Genomic DNA, 1,065 nt, shown 5'->3' with positions numbered 1-1,065 from the left:
CCGCTCCCGCCGCTCCTGCTCCGCGGGCGTGTACCCACCCCTTTGCCCATACCGCATGCTCCGGTCGTACCTCACCCGAAGCGATCCGTCACGAGGCTAAGACTCTACGCATTCAATCTGTGTAGCGGCGCAGGTCACCCACATGCGCGCGCAACTCGACGCCGGGGCGGACGCGCTGGCGTTTGTCGGCACCCGCCAGGACGCCTTCAACGACGTCGTGGCCGAGGCGCGAGAGCGCGGCGTGCCCGTCGTCGCCTTCGATCTGGACGCGCCTGGCAGCGGCCGGCTCCTGTTCGTCGGCATGGAAGCGCCGTACCAGGCAGGCCGGCGCGTAGGAGAGCAGATGGCCGCCCTCGTCGGCGGTGGGGCCACAGTCCTGGTGCAGACCGGGTCCGACCAGGCCCCTGGCGCCGTCGGCAAGCGTGCGGGCTTCGTGGACGTCATGGCCGGGCACGGCATCACCGTCGTCGAGGCACCGAGTGACGGTGAGGACCCGGCCCACGCGCGCGCCCTGGCCGAAGCGCTCCTCGAGGACAATCCCCAGGCGACCGGCATGTTCGGGGTCTACGGGTATCATCCCATCGTGCAGGCCAAGGCCGTGCACACCTTGGGACGTGACGGGTCTGTCGCGATCGTGGGTTTCGATCTGTTGCCGGAGACCGTCGAACTGCTGGAATCCGGGGCGGTCGCCAAATCAACCTGGATCCAGGAGTACTACTTCGGCTTCTACGCCGCGGCGGCCATCTCCGATCTGGTACGGCTCGGCATCCGCGAAGCCCTTACCCTGCGCGGAATGGACGCCGAATCACCGGCGGAAAACGTGTTCGTGCCACGGCCCGTCACGTTCACCCGGCAAACGATCGGCACGTTCCGAAAGTGGTCGGACGAGAAGCGTTTGGCCCAGCGCACGACGGCGACGTCGCTTTGACGGGCTCATCGGGTAAGCATTCACGCCATGCGCACCGGGTGACGATACGGCTGGATGCGTGACTGTCCGTCACTTTGATCGATTGTCTGGATGATGATGTGATCTTCCGGTGTCCGGCTTGGAGGAGATGTCCCGCG

Annotated in this window: 1 protein-coding gene; it reads left to right on the top strand. The window is 66.7% G+C overall.

From position 1 onward, the window contains the following. Positions 1 to 115: 115 nt before the first annotated feature. Positions 116 to 928 carry a substrate-binding domain-containing protein gene (locus ITP53_RS55500; RefSeq protein WP_328818979.1) on the top strand — a complete coding sequence of 271 codons (813 nt, stop codon included), beginning with the start codon at positions 116 to 118 and terminating at the stop codon, positions 926 to 928. The last annotated feature ends 137 nt before the right edge of the window (positions 929 to 1,065 follow it).

Origin of the sequence: Nonomuraea cypriaca, assembly GCF_015645445.1 — a bacterium.
In the GTDB taxonomy this organism is placed as follows: Bacteria; Actinomycetota; Actinomycetes; order Streptosporangiales; family Streptosporangiaceae; genus Nonomuraea; species Nonomuraea cypriaca.
The sequence above is the reverse complement of the archived record's forward strand: the minus strand, read 5'-3'. Positions and strand labels throughout refer to the sequence as shown.